19 protein-coding genes are annotated in these 20130 nt (G+C 70.7%); 17 read left to right on the top strand and 2 right to left on the bottom strand.

Annotated features, from left to right (window positions below; genetic code table 11):
- The first annotated feature begins 38 nt into the window (after positions 1 to 38).
- The 11 genes from TN53_RS05890 (at position 39) to TN53_RS05940 (ending at position 11801) form a co-directional block, all read left to right on the top strand.
- A complete protein-coding gene (locus tag TN53_RS05890; RefSeq protein ID WP_046257279.1) occupies positions 39 to 965 on the top strand; it encodes an NAD(P)/FAD-dependent oxidoreductase in 927 nt (308 codons plus the stop codon).
- A 127-nt stretch (positions 966 to 1092) separates the two neighbouring features.
- Positions 1093 to 2631, top strand: coding sequence for an ATP-dependent DNA ligase (locus TN53_RS05895; protein ID WP_046257280.1), 1539 nt, complete (start codon positions 1093 to 1095; stop codon positions 2629 to 2631).
- 19 nt (positions 2632 to 2650) lie between these two features.
- Positions 2651 to 3112 carry an NUDIX domain-containing protein gene (locus tag TN53_RS05900; RefSeq protein WP_046257281.1) on the top strand — a complete coding sequence of 154 codons (462 nt, stop codon included), beginning with the start codon at positions 2651 to 2653 and terminating at the stop codon, positions 3110 to 3112.
- A gap of 65 nt (positions 3113 to 3177) precedes the next feature.
- Positions 3178 to 4563, top strand: coding sequence for an NADP-dependent succinic semialdehyde dehydrogenase (locus TN53_RS05905; RefSeq protein ID WP_046257282.1), 1386 nt, complete (start codon positions 3178 to 3180; stop codon positions 4561 to 4563).
- Between the two features lie 25 nt (positions 4564 to 4588).
- Positions 4589 to 4825, top strand: a complete 237-nt coding sequence (locus TN53_RS05910) for a DUF6213 family protein (protein WP_046257283.1) — start codon at positions 4589 to 4591, stop codon at positions 4823 to 4825.
- 172 nt (positions 4826 to 4997) lie between these two features.
- On the top strand, positions 4998 to 6059 hold the full coding sequence (locus TN53_RS05915; RefSeq protein ID WP_046257284.1) for a type III polyketide synthase: 1062 nt from the start codon (positions 4998 to 5000) through the stop codon (positions 6057 to 6059).
- 1 nt (position 6060) lies between these two features.
- Positions 6061 to 7278: a cytochrome P450 gene (locus TN53_RS05920; RefSeq protein ID WP_046257285.1), complete on the top strand. Its 1218-nt coding sequence runs from the start codon at positions 6061 to 6063 to the stop codon at positions 7276 to 7278.
- Positions 7275 to 7796 (top strand): cupin domain-containing protein, encoded by a 522-nt coding sequence (locus TN53_RS05925; protein WP_046257316.1) that lies wholly within the window; start codon positions 7275 to 7277, stop codon positions 7794 to 7796. Before TN53_RS05920 ends, TN53_RS05925 begins: the two co-directional genes overlap by 4 nt.
- Before the next feature lie 87 nt (positions 7797 to 7883).
- Positions 7884 to 9266, top strand: a complete 1383-nt coding sequence (locus tag TN53_RS05930) for a hypothetical protein (protein ID WP_046257286.1) — start codon at positions 7884 to 7886, stop codon at positions 9264 to 9266.
- A gap of 64 nt (positions 9267 to 9330) precedes the next feature.
- Positions 9331 to 10572 (top strand): AAA family ATPase, encoded by a 1242-nt coding sequence (locus tag TN53_RS05935; RefSeq protein ID WP_046257287.1) that lies wholly within the window; start codon positions 9331 to 9333, stop codon positions 10570 to 10572.
- Positions 10569 to 11801, top strand: coding sequence for a DUF2201 family putative metallopeptidase (locus tag TN53_RS05940; protein ID WP_046257288.1), 1233 nt, complete (start codon positions 10569 to 10571; stop codon positions 11799 to 11801). Before TN53_RS05935 ends, TN53_RS05940 begins: the two co-directional genes overlap by 4 nt.
- A gap of 42 nt (positions 11802 to 11843) precedes the next feature.
- Here the strand turns inward: TN53_RS05940 and TN53_RS05945 are convergent, their stop codons facing one another.
- Positions 11844 to 13070, bottom strand: coding sequence for an acyl-CoA dehydrogenase family protein (locus TN53_RS05945; protein ID WP_046257289.1), 1227 nt, complete (start codon positions 13068 to 13070; stop codon positions 11844 to 11846).
- A 172-nt stretch (positions 13071 to 13242) separates the two neighbouring features.
- On the opposite strand from TN53_RS05945, the gene TN53_RS05950 reads away from it, so the two are divergent.
- Positions 13243 to 13887 carry a TetR family transcriptional regulator gene (locus TN53_RS05950; RefSeq protein ID WP_046257290.1) on the top strand — a complete coding sequence of 215 codons (645 nt, stop codon included), beginning with the start codon at positions 13243 to 13245 and terminating at the stop codon, positions 13885 to 13887.
- 64 nt (positions 13888 to 13951) lie between these two features.
- On the opposite strand, the gene def is transcribed toward TN53_RS05950, so the two are convergent.
- The gene (def, locus tag TN53_RS05955) at positions 13952 to 14497 is read right to left on the bottom strand and encodes a peptide deformylase (RefSeq protein ID WP_046257291.1); all 546 of its coding nucleotides are present in this window, start codon (positions 14495 to 14497) and stop codon (positions 13952 to 13954) included.
- A 105-nt stretch (positions 14498 to 14602) separates the two neighbouring features.
- On the opposite strand from def, the gene TN53_RS05960 reads away from it, so the two are divergent.
- The 5 genes from TN53_RS05960 to TN53_RS05980 all read left to right on the top strand — a co-directional run.
- A complete protein-coding gene (locus TN53_RS05960; RefSeq protein WP_046257292.1) occupies positions 14603 to 15841 on the top strand; it encodes a MurT ligase domain-containing protein in 1239 nt (412 codons plus the stop codon).
- 18 nt (positions 15842 to 15859) lie between these two features.
- Positions 15860 to 16588 carry a type 1 glutamine amidotransferase gene (locus TN53_RS05965; RefSeq protein WP_046257293.1) on the top strand — a complete coding sequence of 243 codons (729 nt, stop codon included), beginning with the start codon at positions 15860 to 15862 and terminating at the stop codon, positions 16586 to 16588.
- A gap of 191 nt (positions 16589 to 16779) precedes the next feature.
- Positions 16780 to 17805 carry a 6-phosphofructokinase gene (locus TN53_RS05970; RefSeq protein ID WP_046257294.1) on the top strand — a complete coding sequence of 342 codons (1026 nt, stop codon included), beginning with the start codon at positions 16780 to 16782 and terminating at the stop codon, positions 17803 to 17805.
- A gap of 112 nt (positions 17806 to 17917) precedes the next feature.
- Complete coding sequence (locus TN53_RS05975) at positions 17918 to 18868, top strand: cytochrome c oxidase assembly protein (RefSeq protein WP_046257295.1); 951 nt, start codon at positions 17918 to 17920, stop codon at positions 18866 to 18868.
- Between the two features lie 101 nt (positions 18869 to 18969).
- On the top strand, positions 18970 to 20130 hold a 1161-nt coding region (locus TN53_RS05980; RefSeq protein ID WP_095046320.1), incomplete at its 3' end, for a PASTA domain-containing protein.

The following is a 20130-nucleotide window of genomic DNA, read 5'->3' on the forward strand; positions in this document are numbered from 1 at the left end:
GTTTGTCAATACCGCACCCACCGGACGACCGTGTCGGTATGACGGAGACAAGCGGGACCTACGAAGTGATCGTGATCGGCGGCGGCGCGGCGGGCCTGTCCGCGGCTCTCGTCCTGGGCCGGGCCCGGCGCCGCACCCTCGTCATCGACGCGGGCGAGCCGCGCAACGCACCCGCCGCGCACATGCAGGGCTACCTGACACGGGACGGCATGCCGCCCGCCGAGTTCCTGGCGCTCGGCCGCAAGGAGCTCGCACGGTACGGTGTGGAGCTCGTGCAGGACCGCGCGGTGGATGTCACCGCGGACTTCACCGTGACGCTGGCGAGCGGCCGCACGGTCCAAGCCCGTCGCCTCGTGATCGCGACCGGCCTGAAGGACGAGCTCCCGCCCGTGCCCGGCGTCGCCGAGCGCTTCGGCCGGGACGTGCTGCACTGTCCGTACTGCCACGGCTGGGAGGTCCGCGACCAGGCCTTCGGCGTGCTCGCCACCGCTCCGCCGAGCGTCCACCAGGCGCTGATGGTGTCGCAGTGGTCCAAGGACGTGACGCTCTTCCTGCACGAGGTCGCGGAGACCGACCTGTCGGCCGACGACCTGCGCAGGCTCGCGACGGCCGGGGTCGAGGTGGTGCCCGGTGCGGTGGCCGAGCTGGTGATCGAGAACGACCGACTGACAGGCGTCCGTCTGGTCGACGGCACGGTGCAGGCTCGCGAGGTGCTGTTCGTCGCGCCCCGCGCGGTACCGCAGACCGGGCTACTGGAGCAGCTCGGAGCCGAGCTCACGGAGACCCCGTTCGGCTCGTACCCGGTGGTCGACCCCACCGGGCTCACCTCCGTGCCGGGCGTCTGGGCTGTAGGCAACGCGATGGGCTTCTCCGAACAGGTGGTGAACGCGGCAGCCGGCGGTTACCGGGCAGGGGCCTCCATCAATGGGGAGCTGTTGTTCACGGACCTGGACGCAACCCCCTGAGGGGCGCGGGACTGTGTCGAATGTGCGGCTGCCGCCGCGCGGGCGCGACCAGCCACGACGCACCGCAGACAAAACGCACCCCGTCCTTCGCCGTGAAATCCAGCGAAGCGTCCCGCACTCTGGATGCATGCTGCTTGCCCGGCTGGCCCAGGTGTCCCAGGAGGTCGCCGCGACCTCGGCGCGCTCGAGGAAGATCGCGCTGCTCGCCGAGCTGTTCCGGGAGGCCGAGCCGGATGACGTACCGGTCGTCATCCCGTATCTGGCGGGACGGCTGCCGCAGGGGCGGCTCGGGGTGGGCTGGAAGGTGCTGAGCCGCCCGGTCGCCCCGGCCACCGCGCCGAGCCTGGCCGTCCGTGACGTGGACGCCCTGTTCTCCGAGCTGGGCAAGGTCTCGGGCGCCGGCTCGCAGGCCGAACGGGCCCGGCTGGTCGGGGAGTTGATGGGCGCGGCCACCGAGGACGAGCAGCGGTTCCTGTTCGGGCTGATCAGCGGCGAGGTACGGCAGGGCGCGCTGGACGCGGTCGCCACGGAGGGGCTCGCGCAGGCGACGCAGGCACCACCGGCCGACGTCCGCCGGGCGGTGATGCTCGCGGGTTCCCTCCAGACGGTCGCCGAGGCCCTGCTCGCGGACGGCCCCGCCGCCCTGGACCGCTTCCGGCTCACCGTCGGCCGCCCGGTCCTGCCGATGCTGGCGCACAGCGCGTCCTCGGTGGCCGAGGCGGTCGAGAAGCTGGGCGCGTGTGTGGTCGAGGAGAAGCTGGACGGCATCCGTGTCCAGGTGCACCGCAGCGGCGGCGACGTCCGGATCTACACCCGCACCCTCGACGAGATCACCGACCGGCTGCCCGAACTGACGGCTGCCGCCCTGGAGTTGAGGGGCGAGCGGTTCATTCTGGACGGGGAGGTCATCTCCTTCGACGCGCAAGGGCGACCGCGTTCCTTCCAGGAGACGGCCGGCCGCGTCGGCTCCCGGGTGGACGTGACGACGGCCGCCGCCGGGGTCCCCGTCTCGCCCGTCTTCTTCGACGCCCTGTCCGTCGACGACCGCGACCTGCTGGACCTCCCCTTCGTCGAGCGGCATGCGGAGCTGGCACGGCTGGTGCCCGAGCCGATGCGGGTGCGGCGGACGCCGGTGTCCGGTCCGCAGAACGTCGGCGCGGCCGAGGCCTTCCTCGCCGAGACGCTGGAGCGCGGCCACGAGGGGGTGGTGGTGAAGTCCCTGGACGCCCCGTACAGCGCGGGCCGCCGTGGCGCGTCCTGGCTGAAGGTCAAGCCCGTGCACACCCTCGACCTGGTCGTCCTGGCGGCCGAGTGGGGCCACGGCCGCCGCACCGGCAGGCTCTCCAACCTGCACCTCGGCGCCCGCACCGCCGACGGCGGCTTCGCGATGCTCGGCAAGACCTTCAAGGGCATGACCGACGCGATGCTGACCTGGCAGACCGAGCGGCTCCAGGAGCTGGCCGTCGACACCGACGGCTACGTAGTGACCGTACGCCCCGACCTCGTCGTGGAGATCGCCTACGACGGTCTCCAGAGGTCCACCCGCTACCCGGCCGGTGTCACGCTCCGTTTCGCCCGCGTGGTCCGCTACCGGGAGGACAAACGGCCGGACGAGGCCGACACGGTGGAGACACTGCTGGCCGCCCACCCTGGAGTGAAGCCGTGAAGCATCCCGAGGTGAGGCCGTGAGGACGAGCGCCGGTCTGCTGTTGTTCCGGCACACCGATGGCGGCCTCGAGGTGTTGCTGGGCCATATGGGCGGCCCGTTCTTCGCGCGCCGCGACGCCGGGGCCTGGACCGTCCCGAAGGGCGAGTACGTACCCGACGAGGAACCGGCCTGGGACGCCGCCCGGCGCGAGTTCCAGGAGGAGCTCGGCCTGCCGCCGCCCGACGGGGAGGCCGTGGCGCTCGGCGAGGTGAAGCAGACCAACGGGAAGGTCGTCACGGCGTGGGCGATCGAGGCCGACCTCGATCCGGCGACCGTCGTGCCGGGCACCTTCCGGATGGAGTGGCCGCCGAAGTCGGGCCAGGAGCAGGACTTCCCCGAACTGGACCGCGTCGAGTGGTTCGCCCTGGACCGGGCCCGGACCGTGATCGTCAAGGCACAGACCACGTTTCTCGACCGGCTGGCGGAGCACTCGCCCTGACACGTTGCGGCGGGCGCCGCCGCGCGGGAAGGTCGAAACACAGTCCGCTGCCCAGGAGGTCGGTCATGCCCATCGCGACGGTGAACCCTGCGAACGGCGAGACGCTCAAGACATACGAGGCCATGGGCCCCGAGGAGATCGAGCGCAGGCTCCAGCTCGCGGAGGCCACCTTCCGCACGTATCGCACGACGCCCTTCGCCGAACGCGCCCGTCTGCTGCACCGGGCCGCCGGTCTGCTCGACGAGATCCAGCCGGACATCGCCCGGGTCATGAGCACCGAGATGGGCAAGCCGGTCAAGCAGGCCCGCGCGGAGGCCGCCAAGTGCGCCAAGGCGATGCGCTGGTACGCCGAGCACGCCGAGTCGCTGCTGGCCGACGAGGAGCCGGCCGACGACGACGTCAAGGACTCGGGCGCGTCCCGGGCCCACGTGCGCTACCGCCCACTGGGCCCGGTGCTCGCGGTGATGCCGTGGAACTTCCCGCTCTGGCAGGTGATCCGGTTCGCCGCGCCCGCGCTCATGGCCGGCAACGTCGGTCTCCTCAAGCACGCCTCCAACGTCCCCCAGACCGCCCTCTTCCTGGAGGACCTCTTCCACCAGGCCGGCTACTCGGAGGGCACCTTCCAGACCCTCCTCATCGGCTCCGGCGAGGTCGAGGAGATCCTGCGCGACGAACGCGTCAAGGCGGCCACGCTCACCGGCAGTGAGCCCGCCGGGCGGGCGGTCGCGTCGGTGTGCGGGGACATGGTGAAGAAGACCGTGCTGGAACTCGGCGGCAGCGACCCGTACGTGGTCATGCCGTCCGCCGACATCGACCGGGCCGCGCAGATCGCGGTCACGGCGCGTGTCCAGAACAACGGGCAGTCCTGCATCGCCGCCAAGCGGTTCATCGTCCACACGGACGTGTACGACGCCTTCGCCGAACGGTTCGTCGAGGGCATGAAGGCGCTGAAGGTCGGCGATCCCCTTGAGGAGGAGACGGACGTCGGTCCGCTGTCGAGCGAGCAGGGGCGGGCGGATCTGGAAGAGCTGGTCGACGACGCCAGGCGCAGTGGCGCGAGCGTGCTGTGCGGCGGAGAGCGGCCCGCCGGGGACGGCTGGTACTACCCGCCGACCGTGCTCGCCGACATCACCCGCGAGATGCGGATCCACCGTGAGGAGGCCTTCGGGCCGGTCGCCACGCTGTACCGCGCGGGTGACCTCGACGAGGCCGTGCTCATCGCCAACGACTCACCGTTCGGGCTGAGTTCGAACGTGTGGACCCGGGACGAGGCCGAGGTCGACCGGTTCGTACGGGATCTGGAGGCCGGCGGCGTGTTCTTCAACGGCATGACCGCCTCCCATCCGGCATTCCCGTTCGGCGGGGTGAAGCGGTCCGGGTACGGGCGTGAGCTGTCCGGGCACGGAATCCGCGAGTTCTGCAACATCACGACGGTTTGGCACGGAGCGTGACGCTTGCGCAGCTACGATCCCGGGTGTGAACCGTGAAGTGACTCTGCCTCTGATCGTCGATGACCGGGGCACCTTGCAGGTGTCCGCGGCCGATGTGAGCAAGCTGCTCCGCACGGTTGGCGGACGATGGCTGCACTTGGTCGAGGCCGGTGAGGAAGGGCTGGACGAGGATACGGTTGCCGCACTGACGATCGAGCTTGCGAAGCTTGCCGACCGTATTGATGTGGCGTGCATTGCGCACAGCAGCGGGACTGCGCCGTAGGGGTTGCTGTGCCGCTGCCGTCTACGGGTTCGTTGTGGCTGGTCGCGCAGTTCCCCGCGCCCCTTTAGGTGTCTCCCGGCGTCCTGCGTTTGGAGTAGCCCCGCGCGAAGTCGTCGGACTCTCAGGTGATCGTGGACTGGACCACTTCCTGAGGTGAAGGCAGGCACGGTTCATGGCGACGTTGTGCAGACCCTCGGTGTCCGTCCCGGAGTATGTGATCACGATGGAGGAGACGCTGGAGCTGGCTCGCTCCCGGCACTCCGACCATCCCCAACTGGCTCTGGCCCTCCGGCTGATCGAGAACACCGGGGTGCGTACCCGCCACATCGTGCAGCCCATCGAGGAGACGCTGAAGCACCCGGGCTTCGAGGAGCGAAACAAGGTCTACGTGGCCGAGGCGAAGGCGCGCGTGCCTGCCGTGGTGCAGCGGGCGCTCGACGACGCCGAGCTTCTGACCAGCGACATCGATGTCATCATCTACGTGTCCTGCACGGGCTTCATGATGCCCTCGCTGACGGCCTGGCTGATCAACGAGATGGACTTCGAGAGCACCACCCGCCAGCTCCCCATAGCCCAGCTGGGCTGCGCGGCAGGCGGGGCCGCGATCAACCGGGCACACGACTTCTGCACGGCCTACCCCGAGGCCAACGCCCTCATCGTGGCCTGCGAGTTCTGCTCACTGTGCTACCAGCCCACCGACCTCGGCATCGGCAACCTGCTCTCCAACGGACTGTTCGGGGACGGGATCGCCGCCGCCGTGGTGCGCGGACGGGGCGGCGAGGGGATCTCGCTGGAGCGCAACGGGTCGTATCTGATCCCCAAGACCGAGGAGTGGATCATGTACGACGTCCGGGCCACCGGATTCCACTTCCAGCTGGACAAGCGGGTGCCGGCCACCATGGAGCCGCTCGCGCCCGCGCTCCGGGACCTCGCGGGGCTGCACGGCTGGGACGCCGCCGACCTGGACTTCTACATCGTCCACGCGGGCGGACCCCGAATACTCGACGACCTCAGCAAGTTCCTTCAGGTCGACCCGGACGCCTTCCGCTTCAGCCGGGCCACCCTCACCGAGTACGGCAACATCGCCAGCGCCGTCGTACTGGACGCGCTGCGCCGGCTGTTCGACGAGGGCGGTGCGCACGACCGGGCGCGCGGGCTGCTCGCCGGGTTCGGACCCGGCATCACCGCGGAAATGGCCCTGGGCCGCTGGCAGCGCTACGCAGAGACGGCATGAGATGACCGAAGAGACGATCACCGAGATCCTGCCCCCCATCCGGCACTGGCCCGCGCTCGACCTGAACGGCGTGGACTTCGACCCGGTGCTGACCGAGCTGATGCGGGAGGGCCCCGTCACCCGGATCCAGCTGCCCAACGGCGAGGGCTGGGCCTGGCTGGTCACCCGGTACGAGGACGTACGGATGGTGACCAACGACCCCCGCTTCGGCCGCGAGGCCGTCATGGGCCGGCCCGAGGTCACCCGGCTCGCCCCGCACTTCATCCCGGCCCGCGGCGCGGTGGGCTTCCTGGATCCGCCGGACCACACCCGGCTGCGGCGCTCGGTGGCCGCCGCGTTCACCGCGAAGGGCGTGGAGCGGATCCGGGAGAAGTCCCGGCGGATGCTGGACGAGCTGGTCGACGAACTGCTCCAGGACGGCCCGCCGGCCGATCTGACGGCCACCGTCCTGACGCCGTTCCCCATCGCGGTGATCTGCGAGCTGATGGGCGTCCCGGCCGCCGACCTTCACGGCATGCACACCTGGACCCAGCTGATCCTGTCCTCCTCGCACGGCAAGAACGTCAGCGAGAAGGCCAGGAACGAGATGGGCGCCTACTTCGCCGACCTCATCGGGCTCCGGGAGGGCAGCACCGGCGAGGACGTGGCGTCCCTGCTCGGGGCGGCCGTGGGGAGCGGTGAGGTGACCCTGGAGGAGGCGGTGGGCCTCGCGGTCCTGCTCCAGATCGGCGGCGAGGCGGTGACCAACAACAGCGGCCAGATGTTCTACCTGCTGCTCACCCGCCCGGACCTCGCCGACCGGCTGCGCGCCGAGCCGGACATCCGCCCCCAGGCCATCGACGAACTGCTGCGCTACATCCCGCACCGCAACGCGGTCGGTCTGTCCCGGATCGCGCTGGAGGACGTCGGCATCCAGGGCGTACGGATCCGGGCGGGCGACGCGGTCTACGTGTCGTACCTGTCCGCGAACCGCGACCCGGGCGTCTTCCCCTACCCGGAGACGATCGACTTCTCCCGCAGCCCCAACCCCCATGTGTCCTTCGGCTTCGGCCCGCACTACTGCCCCGGCGGCATGCTGGCCCGGCTGGAGTCCGAGCTGCTCGTCGACGCCCTGCTGGACCGTGTTCCGGGTCTCAGGCTGGCGGTGCCACGGGAGCAGGTCCCCTTCAGGAAGGGCGCGTTGATCCGTGGTCCCGAGGCCCTTCCGGTGACGTGGTGACGGCTGCCGAAGGGCTCCTGGTGCCGCCGGGACACGGCCGGGTCGTCCAGACCCCGGCCCAGCACGTGACCTTCAAGGTGACGGGCTCGCACTCCCGGACGGCGTCCACCTTCGAGGTGATCGTGCCGCCCGGCTTCGATGTGGGTGCCCATGTGCACACCCGCAGCGAGGAGTTGTTCTACGTCCTCGAAGGCGAGCTGGACGTCCTCGCCTTCGAGCCGCGGATCCGCACCCCCGACAACTGGCAGCGCTGGGAGTCGAGTTCGGGCAGCCGGGTGGTACGCGCGACGCCGGGGACGGTCATCGTCGTACCGCCCGGCTGTCCTCACGCGTTCGCGAACCCGACGGACTCCCCCGCCAAGATGTTCTTCCAGGCGTCCCCGCCGCCGGACCACGAGCGGTACTTCGAGGAGCTCCTGGAGATCCTGGGCGACGGGGGTCCACCGGACTACGCGGCGATCGAGGAACTGCGCGGACGGTACGACATCGAGCAGCTGACGCCGCTGAAACACCGTTGACACGGTGGGAGTTGAAGCTACGATCGCCTCGATGACCATTCACTGCGTTCACAGATTGGGGGACCCGTCCGCGCAAGGTGAGTGCTGATGCTCACTTCGCCCGTGACCGGGAATTCCCGCCTTTCCTTCTGGCTGCGCGTGCGCGAGTTCGCCGTGCCGCCCTCCATGATCGAGACCGCGACCGCTCGTCGCCGCGCCGGTGACTGGGGTGGGGCCTGCGCCGCCGCAGGGTTCGATGTCGATCTCCCACTGCGTTCCGTGGCGCGTGTCCATGGCGCGGAGCTCACCGCCCGGATCCGGGCCGATCTCCGGCATCTGGCTCCCGACCTGCTGCGCTGGCACATGCCGAGAATCGCTCCCGACGGGCTGTTGCGCCCGGGCGTGACCCTCACGCTGGCCCGCTACGACGGTGAAGGCGAGCGGCCGGTGCGCCTCGTGGTGCGGACCCCGCCCGCCTGGGCGGATGCCGGGCAGCGGATCAGTCTCGCGCTGTGGGACGGATCGTCCGGCTCCGGGGCCGGTGGCAGCCGCCATCCGCATCCCCCGCCCCACCGGCGCTACCGGCTCGACCTGCACCGTCACCTGTGGGATGCGCGCAGGGCCGATGAGCTGCGCGTCCGCTCGGGCGTCGACGGCCCTCCCGTCACGGATCCGGCTGTCCTGGGGCTGGTGCCGCAGGGGCGCCGCTGTGCCGTCGACCGGTGGGCGGCCGAGGCCGCGATCCTGCTCCGCGCCGAGGGCCGGTCCGAAGGTCGCGTGGGCGTGCGGTGCGGAGCCCGGCATCGGCTGGTCCTGGACCTGGTCGCGAACCGGGACGGGCCGCCGACGATGCGGCTCGCCGAGGCGTCCGCAGTTGCCGGTGCCTCCGCGCTGCCCGTCCTGCCCGACGCGGCGACCTGGGTGCTGCCCGACCTGGAGTTGCTCCGCACCGGTGCGATCGGGGTCGGGCGGCTGCATCCGCTGGTCGCCGCCGCCCTCGTACCGGGATATGTGCCGGATGCCGCGGCCGCGGTACCGGATCCGGCGGGACAGCCTCGGCTCGTCGACTGCCGGGGCGCCCTGCACCGGATCGGCCTGGTCGACGGGGTGCTGGCCCCGCTGGACCACGATCCGGCCGAGGTCCGGCGGGAGGAACTGCTGGCCGCGCTGAGCGGCACGCCGTTGCCCTGTCTGCGGGTCATCGACGAGACGCACCGGCATCCGGAGTGCCTCGACGACGTCCGCGAACGCCTCGCCCACGGGGACGTCTCCGGTGCGCTGGCCGTCGTGGAGGGGCTGCTCGGCCCCGACGCGGTGCTGCGCGGCGGTGCGCTGCGGGACGAGTTGGAGGCGGCCGCGCGACAGCGGATCGTGTACGGGCTGTTCAGGGCGGGCATGGCCGGTCCCGGACCCGGCCGCGTCCGCTTCCACCAGGCCGACCCCCGTCCGAGCGCCCACCGCTCGCACCCACGCCTCGCCACCCGCGGCTGACCCCGCACCCCTCTTCCTCGCACCGCTTCCTCGCACGCCTTCCTGCTACCCAAGGTGATGACATATGCCCACTTGTACGCCCGTCGCTGCCGCCCCTGTCTCCCAACTCGACGTCGCCGGCGACCTGTTGACCCTGCTCCGCGACACCACCACCGAGCCGCGCCCGGACATGCAACTGGAGGCACTCACCCTCGCCGTGGCCGCCGACCTGCCCGTGCTGTTGTGGGGCGAGCCCGGCATCGGCAAGACCGCGGCCCTGACCCAGCTCGCCACGGCCCTGGAGCTCCCGCTGACCACGGTGATCGCCAGCGTGCACGAGCCCTCCGACTTCTCGGGGCTGCCCGTCGTAGGTGACGACCCCGCCGAACAGGGCGTCCCGATGGCCCCGCCGGACTGGGCCGTACGCCTGGTCCGGGCCGGCCGGGGCCTGCTGTTCCTGGACGAGTTGTCCACCGCGCCACCGGCCGTGCAGGCCGCCCTGCTCCGGCTCGTTCTGGAACGGCGGATCGGCGCCCTCCGACTGCCGCCCGGGGTCCGGATCGTGGCCGCCGCCAACCCGCGGTCCTCGGCGGCCGACGGCTGGGAACTGAGCCCGCCGCTGGCCAACCGGTTCGTCCATCTCCAGTGGACCCACGACCACGAGGTCGTCGTACGCGGTCTCGGCGGGACCTGGCCCCGGGCGACTCTGCCGCGGCTCGCCCCGGAGAAGCTGCCGGAGGCCGTGGACTTCGCCCGGCGTGCGGTGTGCGGGCTCCTCGCCGCCCGCCCCGCGCTCGTGCACCGGCTGCCCAACAGCGAGACCCGCCGGGGCGGCCCCTGGCCCTCGCCCCGCAGCTGGGACATGACGCTGAGCCTGATCGCCTTCGCGACCGCGGCCGGCTCCTCCCGTGATGTGCTGTCCCTGCTGGTCCGCGGGACCGTGGGAGACGGGCCGGGGCTCGAACTGCTGGCGAGCATCGACAGGATGGATCTTCCCGACCCCGAGCTGCTGCTCGCCGATCCGACGGGGGCCGTGCTGCCCGAGCGGGGTGATCTGCGCCAGGCCGCGCTCGACGGGGTGGTGGCGGCGGTCCGCGCACGTCCGGACCGGGCCCGCTGGGACGCGGCGTGGGCGCTGCTGGTCCGGGCGGTGGAGACCGGGGCGCCGGATCTGGTGGTCGTGCCCGCGAGCACGCTCGCCTCGCTGCGGCAGGAGGACTGGGACGTACCTCCGTCGATCGAGCAGCTCTCGGGGGTGGTGACCCTGTCCCGGCGGGCCGACGAGGCGGCGTCGCGCGCCAAGGCCGCGGTGAGGGCGGGCCGTTGAGCGGGGACGCGCGCGGGGCGCTGGATCTCGACAAGCTCTTCGCGGCCCGGTTGCAGGCCGCGCGGGCCCGGCCCTATCTCGCGACGGCCCTCTTCGCCCTGCACACCGTCGCGTCACCACGGGTGCCGACCATGGCCGTCGACCGGCACTGGCGGTGCTATGTCTCACCGGGGTTCGTGGACCGGACACCCGTCGAGGAGCTTGCCGGGGTGTGGGTGCACGAGGTGTCGCACCTGCTGCGCGACCACCACGGGCGCGGGGACCGGGTGGCGCGCGAACGCGGGCTGACCGGAGTCGGGGAACGGCTGCGGATGAACATCGCCGCGGACTGCGAGATCAACGACGACGCCTTCGGCGACGGCCTGGTCCGGCCCGAGGGCGCGGTCCACCCGGAGTCCCTGCGCCTGCCCACAGGCCAGCTCATGGAGGACTACCTGCGCCAGTTCCGGCTCGGACCGCTGACGCAGGATCTCTCCTGGCTGGACTGCGGCAGCGGCGCCGACGGGCTGGACCGGGAGTGGGACCTGGGACCGAAGGGCGCGCACGGCCTGAGCGAGCAGGAACGCGACACCGTCCGGTTCCGGGTGGCCCAGGGCATCACCGCGCGTCCGGGGACGACCCCGCAAGGCTGGCAGCGGTGGGCGCAGGACGCGTTCCATCCACCGCAGCGGTGGCGGGAGTTGCTGGGCGCGGCGGTCCGCTCTGCGGCCTCCGGCCCCGGCGTGGGCGAGGACTACACGTACGGCCGCCCTTCGCGGCGCTCGGCCTCCGTGCCCGGTGCCGTCCTGCCGAGCCTGCGGCGCAGACCGCCCCGGGTCTGCGTGGTGATCGACACGTCCGGGTCGGTCAGCGATGCCGAACTGGGCAGTGCGCTGTTGGAGGTCGCCGCCATCGCGCGTGCCGTGGGCGGCAGGCGCGATCTGGTCTCCGTGCTGCCGTGCGACGCGGCGGCCCAGTTCATCCATCCGCTCTGCCGTGGCGAGGGCATCCCGCTGGTGGGCGGTGGCGGCACGGATCTGCGTACGGGCTTCGCCAGGGCGCTGCGGGCGCGACCCAAGCCCGATGTCGTCGTGGTCCTGACGGACGGCCAGACACCCTGGCCGGACACCCGGCCACCGTGCCGGACGGTGGTGGGACTCTTCCCCCGGTCCGCTTCCTGGGACGAGGACGATCCCGACTACGTGCCGGACTCCCCGCCCGACTGGGCGCGGGTGGTGAACATCGGATAGGGGCGCCGGCTGCCGTGCCGACTGCCGACGCCCCGTGCGGCGCTATCGGATCGGCATCCCCGACAGGGTGCGGGCGATCACCAGCCGCTGGATCTCGCTCGTGCCCTCAAAAATGGTGTAGATCGCGGCGTCACGGTGCATCCGCTCCACCGGGTACTCCCGGGTGTAGCCGTTGCCGCCGAGTATCTGGACCGCCTGGGCGGTGACCTTCTTCGCCGTCTCGCTCGCGAAGAGCTTGGACATCGAGCCCTCCGCCGCGGTGAACGGCCTGCCGTTGACGGCCATCCAGGAGGCGCGCCAGACCAGGAGGCGGGCGGCGTCGATGGAGGTGCGCATGTCGGCGAGCTGGAAGGCGACGCCCTGGTTGTCGATGATCGGGCGACCGAACTGCTCGCGGGTCTTGGCGTAGTCGAGGGCGACCTCGTACGCGGCCCGGGCGGTGCCCACCGCCATCGCGCCGACGGCCGGACGAGAGGCCTCGAACGTGGCCATCGCCGCGTTCTTCACGCGCTCGCCGCCCGCCTTCGCGCGCTCACGGGCACGGGCCAGACGCTCGTCCAGCTTCGCCTTGCCGCCGAGGAGGCAGGAGCCCGGGACGCGGACGTTCTCCAGCACCACCTCGGCGGTGTGGGAGGCGCGGATGCCGTGCTTCTTGAACTTCTGGCCCTGGGACAGGCCGGGCGTGCTCGGCGGGATGATGAAGGACGCGTGGCCCTTGGAGCCGAGCTCGGAGTCGATGACCGCGACGACGACGTGGACGTTGGCGATACCGCCGTTGGTCGCCCAGGTCTTCGTGCCGTTGAGCACCCACTCGTCCTTGGCCTCGTCGTACACCGCGCGGGTGCGCATCGAGGCCACGTCCGAGCCGGCGTCGGGCTCGGAGGAGCAGAAGGCGGCGACCTTGACGTCGTTCGCGTCGCCGTACATCTGCGGGATCCAGGTGCCGATCTGCTCCTCGGTGCCGTTGGCGAGGACGCCCACGGCGGCCAGACCGGTGCCGACGATCGACAGGGCGATGCCCGCGTCGCCCCAGAACAGCTCCTCCATGGCCATCGGAATGCCGAGGCCGGTGGGGTCGAAGTACTGCTGTGCGTAGAAGTCGAGTGAGTAGATCCCGACCTTGGCGGCCTCCTGAATGACCGGCCAGGGAGTCTCCTCACGCTCGTCCCATTCGGCGGCCGCGGGCCGGATCACATCGGCCGCGAAGCCGTGCAACCAGTCCCGGACCTCCTTCTGTTCGTCGTTGAGCTCCATGGTGAACTCGGCCATGTCCCCTCCAGCGGCGGCGCACGTGCATGTTACTAGCGGTAACCCGAGTCTGTTACCGGTCGGTAGGAAAAGTCAACTCCTGATGACCGCTCGGTAGCCCGTTCGATGCGTGGGGCATGTTGAGTGTTAGTTTGCGCAGGCGTCACCGAATCAGCACGGGTGGGGAGAGCTCATGGACACCACGCAGCGGACCGATCAGCAACGGTCCGCCGACCGCCGTCGCCGCGAGCTGCTGGAGGCCGCGGACAGAGTAGTCCTGCGTGACGGACCACAGGCCTCCATGAACGCGATCGCCGCGGAAGCGGGCATCACCAAGCCGATCCTCTACCGTCACTTCGGTGACAAGGGGGGACTTTACGCGGCTTTGGCCAAGAGGCATACGGATGCGTTGCTGGATTCTCTGCGGGCCGCGCTGGACGCCCCCGCGGCGCGGCGGGAGCGGGTCGAGGCCACGCTCGACACCTACCTCGCGGCGATCGAGCTCCGGCCCCAGGTGTACCGGTTCCTGATGCACCCTGCGGAGGGTGCGCCGTCCGGTGACCCCGGGTTCGACACCGGCAAGCACTCGGTGCCGCTGCTTCGCCAGATGGGCGAGGAGTTGGCCCAGGTCATCGAGGACCGGCTGGATCTCGGGCCCGGCGGCCAGCAGCTGGCCCGGGTCTGGGGGCACGGGATCGTCGGGATGATGCATGCGGCGGGTGACTGGTGGCTGGGGGAACGGCCGTGTTCCCGGGCCGAGTTGGTGCGGAGTCTGGCCGACCTGTTGTGGGGGCGGCTCGCCGCGGCAGGGGACAAGGTGGGCGGTCCGGGCTTCTGACGGTTGTCGTCCGGCTACTGGCCGGTGGGGGCTTGTCGCGCAGTTCCCCGGGCCCCTGGGCGGGTCAGGTGGCCCTGTGCCATGAAGCTCGGCCTACCTGTCGAATCAGTCTGCGGTGGCGCCAGCCTGTCAGGTGGTCCGCGTAGACCCTTCCGTCCAAGTGGTCGCACTCGTGCTGGAGGCAGCGCGCGAAGAAGCCCGTGCCGTGTACCCGCACCCGATCCCCCGTCACCGTGAATCCCTCCACCACCGCATGGTCGTAGCGCTCCGTCCCCGCCTCCAGACCCGGCAGCGACAGACAGCCCTCCGGGCCTCGGATCACCACACCGTCGGCCTCCACCAGGCGTGGGTTGACCACATGACCCAAGTGCCGTACGTCATCGTCGTCGGGGCAGTCGTAGACGAACACCCGCAGCGGCTCGCCGATCTGGTTGGCCGCCAGGCCCACCCCCTCGGCCGCGTACATCGTCGCGAACAAGTCCTCCACGAGCGTCGCCAGTTCCGGGCCGAAGTCCGTGACGTCCCGGCACGCGGTGTGCAGGAGGGGGTCACCGAGCAGCGTGAGGGGCCGGACGCGCCCGCGGGTGCCCGGAATGGAGCCGTTTCGCATGGCCGCAAGGGTACGGCGATTCGGGAGTGCGAATGGATCTCGATAGGCTGACCACCACCACGTTGCCGTCAGGCGCGGCGCGTACGCAAGGAGGATCGAGAACTGATGGCAGGCAACTCGGACCCGCTCACGCCGCGGGCCAAGATCGCCGTGACCGCCGGTAAGGCGGTCGCAGCGGCATCGCGCGCCGCGGGGCGCGGCAGCGGTTCGGTGATCGGCGGCCGGGTGGCGCTCAAGCTCGACCCCGACCTTCTCGCCCGGCTCGCCCAGAACCTGGACGTCGTCCTGGTGTCGGCGACCAACGGCAAGACCACGACCACCCGGCTCATCGCGGAGGCGCTGCGCGCCGCCGGGCCCGTCGTCTCCAACGCCCTCGGCGCCAACATGCCGGCCGGCATCACCTCGGCCCTCGCGGGCAGCTCAGAGGCGCGGTACGGCGTGATCGAGGTCGACGAGAAGTACCTCGCCGGTGTCGCCCGCGACACCGACCCGAAGTGCATCGCCCTGCTCAACCTCTCCCGTGACCAGCTGGACCGGGCCGCCGAGACCCGCATGCTCGCCGAGAACTGGCGCGAGGGACTGGCCGGCAGCAAGGCCGTCATCATCGCCAACGCCGACGACCCGCTCGTCGTGTGGGCGGCCTCCTCCTCCCCCAATGTGATCTGGGTCGCCGCGGGGCAGATGTGGAAGGACGACGCCTGGTCCTGCCCGTCCTGCGGTGGTGTGATGCAGCGGCCGGGCGACGACTGGTTCTGCGGTGAGTGCGGCTTCCGCCGGCCCACGCCGAGCTGGGCGCTGTCAGGGGACCATGTGCTCGACCCGCACGGCTCCGCGTGGCCCATCCATCTCCAGCTGCCCGGCCGCGCCAACAAGGCCAACGCCGCCTCCTCGGCCGCCGTCGCCGCCGTGTTCGGGGTACCGCCGCAGGTCGCCCTGGAACGCATGTACCAGGTACAGGCCGTGGCCGGACGCTACGACGTCGTGCAGTTCCAGGAGCGCGACCTGCGACTGCTGCTCGCGAAGAACCCCGCGGGCTGGCTCGAAACGTTCAGCCTGATCGATCCGCCGCCCACCCCGGTGATCCTCTCCGTGAACGCGCGCGGCGCCGACGGCACCGACACCTCCTGGCTGTGGGACGTCGACTACACGCGGCTGACGGGGCACCCGATCTGCGTCGTCGGCGACCGGAAGCTGGACCTCGCGGTGCGTCTCGAGGTCGCGAACCAGCACTTCCAGGTCTGCGAGAACCTCGACCAGGCCGTCCAGATGTGCCCGCCGGGCCGCATCGAGGTCATCGCGAACTACACCGCCTTCCAGGACCTGCGCCGCCGCGTCGGCAACTGACACACTCAGGGGACTTTTGTGAGCGACAACCAGCTGCGGATCGTCTGGATCTATCCCGACCTGCTCAGCACGTACGGCGACCAGGGCAACGTCCTGGTCGTGGAGCGCCGGGCGCGGCAGCGCGGCCTCGACGTGGCCCGTCTCGACGTACGCAGCGACCAGCCGATCCCGACCTCCGGGGACATCTATCTCATCGGTGGCGGCGAGGACCGTCCGCAGCGGCTCGCGGCCGAGCGGCTGCGCCGGGACGGCGGACTGCACCGGGCCGTGGAGAACGGCGCGATCGTCTTCTCGGTGTGCGCCGGCTACCAGATCCTCGGCCACGAGTTCATCAACGACCTCGGCCAGCGGGAGCCCGGCCTCGGGCTGCTGGACGTGGTGTCGGTGCGCGGCGAGGGCGCGCGGTGCGTCGGTGACGTGCTCGGGGACATCGACCCGCGACTCGGTCTGCCCCCGCTGACCGGCTTCGAGAACCACCAGGGCATCACCCACCTCGGACCGACGGCCCGCCCGCTCGCCCGGGTCAAGTTCGGCAACGGCAACGGCACGGGCGACGGTACGGAGGGCGCGTACAACGACACCGTCTTCGGTACGTACATGCACGGCCCGGTGCTGGCGCGCAACCCGCTCATCGCCGACCTGCTGCTGAAGCTGGCGCTCGACGTGAACGCGCTGCCGCCCACCGACGACCGGTGGTACGAGGCGCTGCGCACCGAGCGCATCGCCGCTGCCGAGCAGCCTGCCTGAGCTGCGAGTTCACCTGCGCTCCAGGCGGCTTTTACCAGCCCGTCTGACGATGGGTCCGCACACCTGAGCGGGGTCGTCCAGCAGGCGGACGCACGGTACGGCCCCGCCCCCTCCTGCCGCTAGGGTGGCGGGGATCGAGCCGGACAGCGTGGTCCGGTCCCCGGCCCACGTTGAGAAGGTTGTTTCGGGCTATGCGCATTGGTGTCCTCACGTCCGGCGGCGACTGCCCCGGCCTGAACGCCGTCATCCGGTCCGTCGTGCACCGTGCCGTCGTCGACCACGGCGACGAGGTCATCGGCTTCCGGGACGGCTGGAAGGGCCTTCTGGAGTGCGACTATCTCAAGCTCGACCTCGACGCGGTGGGTGGCATCCTGGCCCGCGGCGGCACCATCCTCGGCTCCTCCCGGGTCCAGCCCTCGCATCTGCGTGACGGGGTCGAGCGGGCCAGGGGGCATCTCCAGGACCTCGGTCTCGACGCGATCATCCCGATCGGCGGCGAGGGCACGCTGAAGGCGGCCCGGCTGATGTCGGATGCCGGTCTGCCCATCGTGGGCGTGCCCAAGACCATCGACAACGACATCGCGGTCACGGACGTCACCTTCGGCTTCGACACCGCCGTGGGGGTGGCCACGGAGGCCCTGGACCGGCTCAAGACCACCGCCGAGTCGCACCAGCGGGTGCTCGTCGTCGAGGTCATGGGGCGGCACACCGGCTGGATCGCGCTGCACTCGGGCATGGCGGCCGGTGCGCACGCCATCGTCGTACCGGAACGGCCCTTCGACATCGAGGAGTTGGCCAAGCGGGTCGGCGAACGGTTCGAGGCGGGCAAGCGGTTCGCGATCGTCGTCGCCGCGGAGGGAGCCAAGCCGGCCGCCGGGTCCATGGAGTTCGACGAGGGCGCGAAGGACATCTACGGGCACGAGCGGTTCGCCGGGATCGCCCGTCAGCTCTCCATCGAGCTGGAGCAGCGGCTGGGGAAGGAAGCGCGGCCGGTCATCCTGGGGCATGTGCAGCGGGGCGGTACGCCGACCGCGTACGACCGGGTGCTGGCGACGCGATTCGGGTGGCATGCGGTCGAGGCCGTGCACCGTGGCGAGTTCGGTCACATGACCGCGCTGCAGGGGACGGACATCGTGATGGTGCCGCTGGCTGAGGCCGTGGAGACGCTGAAGACGGTTCCCGCGGAGCGCTATGAGGAAGCCGAGTGCGTCCTCTAGGACATTTCGCATGGAACTGAAGAGTCCGCCCCCGGCCGCAGCTGCGGCCGGGGGCGGTTCTAGTCTGTGACGGACAGACTTGCACAACCCCCACGAATCAGGAGCCGTCGGAATGGATCACAGCGGGCACGGCATGACCATGGATCTGCCGCCGTTCACGCTGGGGCGGGGTCTTCAGTGGTCGGCCGACCCGTTCTTCCTCGTCGCCTGCCTCGTGGGGCTGGTGCTGTACGTGTGGGGGGTCGTGCGGCTCAGGCGGCGGGGGGACGCCTGGTCGGTGTGGCGGACCGTGTCGTATGTCGCCGGTGTGCTGTCCATCGGGCTGATGATGTGCACCAAGCTGAACGACTACGGGATGGTCATGTTCAGCGTGCACATGGTGCAGCACATGATCATCAGCATGCTGTCGCCGATCCTCATCCTGCTCGGCGCCCCGATGACCCTGGCGCTGCGTGCGCTGCCGGTCGCGGGCAAGGGCCGCAAGGGGCCGCGTGAGCTGCTCCTCGCCCTGCTGCACAGCCGGTACATGCGGATCATCACGCACCCGGCGTTCACCATCCCGCTCTTCATCGCGAGCCTGTACGCGCTGTACTTCACGCCCATCTTCGACTTCCTGATGGGCTCGAAGACGGGGCACGTCGCGATGATGGTGCACTTCCTCGCCGTAGGCGTGGTGTTCTTCTGGCCGATCATCGGTGTCGACCCCGGTCCCACCCGGCCCGGCTATCTGATGCGGATGCTGGAGCTGTTCGCCGGCATGCCCTTCCACGCGTTCTTCGGGATCGCGCTGATGATGGCGTCCACCCCGATGGTCAAGACGTTCGAGAACCCGCCCGCCTCGCTCGGTATCGACGCGCTCTCCGACCAGAACGCCGCGGGCGGTATCGCCTGGGCGTTCAGCGAGATCCCGTCCGTGCTGGTGCTGATCGCGCTGCTGTTCCAGTGGTACGGCTCCGAGCAGCGGCAGGCCAAGCGCAAGGACCGCGCCGCCGACCGGGACGGGGACAAGGAACTCGAGGCGTACAACGCCTATTTGGCCTCACTCAACGCACAGGGTCGCTGACACCTCTTTCCCCTCAGTCCGCTCTTTGTCCTCAATCCGGCGGGAATGCTTTTCCGTTCGTTAGCATGAAACGCGTTGGGGAACCGCCGGGGGGAGCGGTGATGACGATTCGCGTTTTTCTGCAAAGGGCCGGGAAATCTTCGATCCACCGGATCGCGGTACTGCTGGTCTGTGTACTGGCGCTCAGCGGGTGCGACCGCGAGACGCCTTTGACGCTGGTGAAGGCGATCGCCGCGGGCGTGCCCGCGCTCGATCCCTTCTTCGACGAGAACAGCGGGCTGGGGAAGGACGCGCAGGTCGCGTCGCGGCCCGTGCGGGGCAGTCTGCAGCAGGGCGACACGCCTGGTCTGTACGGGGGTTCGAAGCAGCCGACCGTCTGTGACGTCGACAAGCTCGAGCAATTCCTCACCGATCCCAGGAACGACCAGAAGGCACAGGCATGGGCGCGTGCCCTCAAAATCTCCACGGATCGGATACCGGACTATCTCGATCGGCTCACACCCGTCCTGTTGCGTCACGACACTCTCGTGAAGAACCACGACTACAAAAAGGGAAAGGCTGTTCCCTACGACTCCTTGCTCCAGGCCGGAATCGCGATTCTGGTCGATGCGCAGGGGCAGCCCTCCGTGAAGTGCTCGTGCGGAAATCCGCTGCGGCCCTTCGCTGGTGACACGAGCCGTATCTCGGTCACGTTCGAGGACGGGAACCAGGAGTGGAAGGGGTACGACCGTTCCTCCGTCGTCGCGGTGCGGCCCGCGCCCCGGCCCCTGGAGAAGATCGCCCTCGTCGACGTCGAGGACACCGACCGCGGTATCAACCGGCCGGTCGGCACCTCGGGAGCGAAGGACGCCGCGTTCGACACCCGGGAGAAGCGCGCGGTGCCGAACCTCGCCGGGGCGACGTTCGGCCAGGCCCGACGCTCGCTGACCGACAAGGGGCTTGTGGTCGGCTATGGCAGCAAGGGGCTGCCGCCGGACGACGCCCAGGTCACGGCGACCGATCCGCCGGCCGGGACCGAGCTGGGGTTCGGGCAGTACGTCATGCTGAGCGTGGCCGGGGACTCCGGTTCCCCGGGCGGGACGGGCGGGTCCACGACCACTCCCCCGCCCACGACCACCACACCCCCGCAGTCGTCGAACTCCGAGCCGTCGACACCGGGCTCCGGCAGCGGCAGCGGCTCGCCCCCCCCGTCGTCCCCCCCCCCCTCGCCCGGCCCGCCCCCCAGCACCCCCCCCCCCCCGTCGAGCGGCAGCCCGTCACCA

It is taken from the genome of Streptomyces sp. WM6386 (genome assembly GCF_000972385.1).
GTDB lineage: Bacteria > Actinomycetota > Actinomycetes > Streptomycetales > Streptomycetaceae > Streptomyces.

What these genes read in the sequence shown, in the direction of transcription:
- TN53_RS05890 (WP_046257279.1), top strand. Translation starts at nt 39, where the DNA reads ATGACGGAGACAAGCGGGACCTACGAAGTGATCGTGATCGGCGGCGGC.
- TN53_RS05895 (WP_046257280.1), top strand. Translation starts at nt 1,093, where the DNA reads ATGCTGCTTGCCCGGCTGGCCCAGGTGTCCCAGGAGGTCGCCGCGACC.
- TN53_RS05905 (WP_046257282.1), top strand. Translation starts at nt 3,178, where the DNA reads ATGCCCATCGCGACGGTGAACCCTGCGAACGGCGAGACGCTCAAGACA.
- TN53_RS05915 (WP_046257284.1), top strand. Translation starts at nt 4,998, where the DNA reads ATGGCGACGTTGTGCAGACCCTCGGTGTCCGTCCCGGAGTATGTGATC.
- TN53_RS05920 (WP_046257285.1), top strand. Translation starts at nt 6,061, where the DNA reads ATGACCGAAGAGACGATCACCGAGATCCTGCCCCCCATCCGGCACTGG.
- TN53_RS05930 (WP_046257286.1), top strand. Translation starts at nt 7,884, where the DNA reads ATGCTCACTTCGCCCGTGACCGGGAATTCCCGCCTTTCCTTCTGGCTG.
- TN53_RS05935 (WP_046257287.1), top strand. Translation starts at nt 9,331, where the DNA reads ATGCCCACTTGTACGCCCGTCGCTGCCGCCCCTGTCTCCCAACTCGAC.
- TN53_RS05945 (WP_046257289.1), bottom strand. Translation starts at nt 13,070, where the DNA reads ATGGCCGAGTTCACCATGGAGCTCAACGACGAACAGAAGGAGGTCCGG.
- TN53_RS05950 (WP_046257290.1), top strand. Translation starts at nt 13,243, where the DNA reads ATGGACACCACGCAGCGGACCGATCAGCAACGGTCCGCCGACCGCCGT.
- def (WP_046257291.1), bottom strand. Translation starts at nt 14,497, where the DNA reads ATGCGAAACGGCTCCATTCCGGGCACCCGCGGGCGCGTCCGGCCCCTC.
- TN53_RS05960 (WP_046257292.1), top strand. Translation starts at nt 14,603, where the DNA reads ATGGCAGGCAACTCGGACCCGCTCACGCCGCGGGCCAAGATCGCCGTG.
- TN53_RS05970 (WP_046257294.1), top strand. Translation starts at nt 16,780, where the DNA reads ATGCGCATTGGTGTCCTCACGTCCGGCGGCGACTGCCCCGGCCTGAAC.
- TN53_RS05975 (WP_046257295.1), top strand. Translation starts at nt 17,918, where the DNA reads ATGGATCACAGCGGGCACGGCATGACCATGGATCTGCCGCCGTTCACG.